The organism is Streptomyces sparsus (assembly GCF_054776295.1).
The window spans coordinates 1-3,986 of the sequence record NZ_BAAHCA010000444.1 but is presented as its reverse complement, the minus strand read 5'-3'; the positions used below and the strand labels follow the sequence as shown (position 1 = coordinate 3,986).

At 73.1% G+C, this 3,986-nt stretch carries 3 protein-coding genes; all 3 read right to left on the bottom strand.

All coding sequences use genetic code 11. The annotated features are described in order from the left end of the window. Positions 1-43 precede the first annotated feature (43 nt). Positions 44-715 carry a DUF5825 family protein gene (locus ACYVE9_RS18140; protein ID WP_461028931.1) on the bottom strand — a complete coding sequence of 224 codons (672 nt, stop codon included), beginning with the start codon at positions 713-715 and terminating at the stop codon, positions 44-46. Between the two features lie 99 nt (positions 716-814). Beyond that, positions 815-2,737 carry a RiPP maturation radical SAM C-methyltransferase gene (locus ACYVE9_RS18135; protein WP_461028930.1) on the bottom strand — a complete coding sequence of 641 codons (1,923 nt, stop codon included), beginning with the start codon at positions 2,735-2,737 and terminating at the stop codon, positions 815-817. A gap of 240 nt (positions 2,738-2,977) precedes the next feature. After that, on the bottom strand, positions 2,978-3,986 hold a 1,009-nt coding region (locus ACYVE9_RS18130), incomplete at its 5' end, for an alpha/beta hydrolase family protein (protein WP_461028929.1).

Genomic DNA, 3,986 nt, shown 5'->3' with positions numbered 1-3,986 from the left:
CCCGGAGGCCGCGGCCTCGCCGCCGCCCGTCCGCCGGCCCGGGTCAGATGGCCATCGCCTCCTGGATCCAGCGCCGGACCCGGTAGGGCAGCCACCAGACCAGCTCGCCGACCTGGCCCACCAGCTGCTCGGAGCGGAAGTCGGCCAGCACCTCGGGCGGCACCGCGTCGGCGGGCGCGCCGTACGACAGCACCCGGACCGCTTCCCGGTACTCCGGCTCGTCCGTGGTGAAACGCCGCAGCTCACCCCAGCGCCGGTCGCGGATCTGGAGGAAGCCGGGGCCCTGCCGCCACAGGCACTTGCACAGGTAGTGCTCGTCACGCCAGGTCCGGAGCACCGCCCCGGCGTCGGGGGAGCCGGTGAGCGCGACCGGCGGCTGGAGGTGGTTGAGCTGCCGCCACTCCTGCGGATCGTCGCCCAGCGCGAGCCGCCACTCCACCAGCACGGCCTGCGCGGTCAGGTCCCGGACGAGGCACAGGGACCGCACGGTGTCGGCCGCGGCCTGCTCGTCGGCGGGGGCGCCGAGCCGGACCGTGCCGTGCAGTCGGACGCGCCGGGCGCCCTGCTGCCACAGATGTGCCGCGGCGTCGGGGCCGGGCGCCGCGGTCGACTCGCCCAGGCACATGCCGGGCAGTGTGCAGGCGTCGAGGTCGTAGTCGCGCCACGCGGTGATGGTGGGGCCCGCCGTCAGGTCGGGGGCGGAGACGCTGCTCATCGGGTACTCCTCGCACTAGGACACCGGCGCTGCCGGTGGAGGCTGCCGAAGGGGCGCGACCCGGGCGACGCCGGTGGTGCGTGCCCCGGGTGCGGCGGGTCAGACCGGGACGACGGCCGGGGGCGCCTGCCCCTCGGCGGGCTGCTCGGCGCCGGTACGGGTGTGCCGCATGAAGTCCAGCCGCAGCAGGTCCTCGTTCACCGCGCGCGGCGCGAGGTGCACGTACTGCCCGGAGTCGGTGAAGACCAGGCCCAGGTCCACCCACGTGTCGAGCAGTTCCCGCAGGCGCGGCTCGTCGGCGGCGCCCTCCCCGCGCAGTTTGCGGAGCAGCGCGGGCACGGTGTGCGGCTGGTCGAGCAACCGGAAGGCGGCCAGCTCCAGCGGATCGGTCAGCTCCATGGTCCGCCACGAGAAGCCCCGCCTGCGGCTGACGAGCACGATGCGGTCCCCGACGTCGGCCTGGGTGAGGCGGCTCGCCGGGTAGTGGTCCTTCCACGCGCCGAGCGCCTCGTTGAGCCGTTCCACCGTCTTGCCGCCGATGCCGCGCTCGGGGGCCTCGAAGACGTACGCCAGGTCGTACAACTCGCTCTCGGGCAGGTCGTACGTGAACCGGTAGTGCTCCTCGGGACGCAGCCCGGTGAAGCCCAGCGCGGGCTGGTTGAAGTAGGGGCTGAACCGTTCGATGGCGATCCGCGCCGACAGGTCCACCGGCGGGTTGAGGTGCTCCAGCGCGGGCAGTTGCGCGATGACCGGCTCGTAGTCCTCGTCGCGTTCGCCGGGGAACCCGTGCAGGTAGTTCCACGACACGGCCAGCCCCGTCTCGGCGCCGTCCCGCAGCATCCGCACGTTCTGGCAGCCGCTGACGCCCTTGTCCATCAGGTCCAGTACGCGGCTGTTCAGGCTCTCGATGCCGGGCTGCACGTAGATCATGCCGGCGTCGGCCAGCGTCTGGAGCTGAGCGCGGCGCATGTTGGCCTTGATCTCGATGTGCATGCGCAGGTCGTAGCCGCTCTCCACGATGCGGGGCAGCACCGTGTTGAGGTAGCCCATGTCGAGGATGTTGTCGACCAGGTACATGTCCAGTACCCGGTGGGTGCGGGCGAGTTCCATGATCTCGGTGTAGAAGGTGTCCGGGCTCTTGCTGCGGTACTGCATGAACGAGCCGTTGAGGCCGCAGAAGGTGCAGTGGTGCTTCTCGCCCCACCAGCAGCCGCGGGCCCCCTCGACGACGAGCTTGGGTTCGACCCAGTGCCGGGCGGCCGACTGCGCCAGCCGCTCGAAGTAGCCGCCGTAGTCCGGCGGCAGGATCGCGGCGGGCGGCAGCGGCGTGGTGGTCATCGGGTTGGCGACCGCCGCGCCCTCACCGTCCCGCCAGCACAGGCCGGGCACGGTGGCCGGGTCGGCGTCCCCGCCGATCACCGACAGGGTGCGGGGGAACGCCGCCTCGCCCTCACCGCGCACCACGTAGTCGACGAACGGGAAGTTGCGGTGGGCGGCCGCGCCCTGCTCGGCGTCGCAGTTGGCGCCGCCCATGACGGTGGTGATGTGCGGCGCGAGGCGCTTGATCTCCCGGGCGGCGGCGAGCGCCGCGGTGTTCTGCTGGAAGGTGGAGGTGAAGCCCACCACGTCCGGTTCGGCCGCGACCACGGAGGCGGCCGTCTCCCGTACGAACTCCGGTGCCAGCCGGTGCAGTTCATGACTCATGCGCATGCGTGCCCGGTTCAGCCGGCGGTGCATCGCGGCGGTGAACTCCTCGCTTCTCCACTCCGGGTCGTCGTACAGGGCGGAGGAGAACACCCAGTCGCCGCACCCCATGAAGTACGAGGACAGCGCGTAGTACTCGTAGTCGCCCTTTCCGAACTCCGTTCGCCGGGTGATCCAGTCGGTGAACTCCAGGTTGGCGTGCACGACGTCGGCGCTGGCGCCGGGCGTGCGCTCGTTGACGCTGCGTTTGAGGATGCCCAGGGCGAGTGAGGGCAGGTCGATCGGTGACCAGGGCATGTTGACCAGCAGCACACGCATGGCAGCTCCTCCGTGGACGGTGGCGGTGGGACGCGGCGGCCGGCCGGCCGCCGCGGGGAAGACCGGCCCGGCGACTGTCGGGCGTTCGCCGGGCCGGCCGGTTCGGCTAGTCCTCGTCCGGTGCCTCTGCGTTGCGCAGCGGGATGGTCACGGTGATGCCGATCCCCGGCTTGCGGTTCTCCTCGTCACCCTCGAGCGGGTCGTTGTGGATGATGTCCTTCTGCATGTCGCCACCTCCTCTCATCGGTCGGGCCCGGTGGCTCCGGTGGCCGGGTGGGCCGCGGAGCCGTCGGGCCGGCGGGTCCCGCCCCGGGCGGGGCGGGAAGCTGGGTGGGCCTGCGGTGTGTCCCGCAGGGTCCGGTGCAGGAACTCCAGGGCCCGGCGCAGCGCCGCGACGTGGTCGGCGCCGCGGTAGCCGTCGTGACCCGTGTCCAGCCACAGCTCCTCGTAGGGCACGTCGGCGTCCCGCAGCGCGGCGAGGTAGCGGCGGATCTGCCCCGGCGGGCACTTGACGTCCCGAGTGGCGGCGATCACCAGCAGCGCGGCCCGGACGTCGGTCGCGTAGTGCACCGGTGAGCTGCGGGCGTAGCGTTCGGGCACCTCGTCGGGCGTGCCGCCGTGGAGCCGCTCGTCCAGGGCGCGCAGGGCGGGCGTGCCGGTGCGGTACGCCTCGACACTGTCCGCGACGGGCTTCATCGCGACGCCCGCCTGCCACAGCCCGGGCCGGGTGCCCAGCGCCAGCAGGGCCAGGTAGCCGCCCCAGGAGGTGCCCCACAGGCCGAGCGCGTCCGGTCGGGCGAGGCCGCGCCGCAGCAGGTCGGAGCGGACCGCCACCAGGTCGGCGACCTGCGTCAGTCCGACGCCCTCGGCGTACGCGGACCGCCAGCGCGGCCCGTAACCGGTCGATCCGCGGTAGTTGGTCCTGGCCACCGCGAAACCGGAGGCGACGAGGGAGTGCACCATCGGGTCGTAGGCGTCCCGGTCGTGGTCGGCGGGGCCGCCGTGCAGCAGGAAGACCAGCGGCGGCGGCCGGTCCGGGCGGTGTTCCGGGTGGCTGAGCAGCGTGTGCACCGGGCCCTGCGGGCCGGGCGTCCACAACTCGGTGTGCCGGCCGGGCACCCGTGCGGGCGGTGTCGTCAGCCCCGGCAGCGGGGTGCCCGCGGTGGAGCACAACCGCGGCTCGGTGGCGCTGTCGGTCCACAGGTAGTGCACGTCGCCACCGGGGCGGGGCGCCGCGTCCAGGATGCTG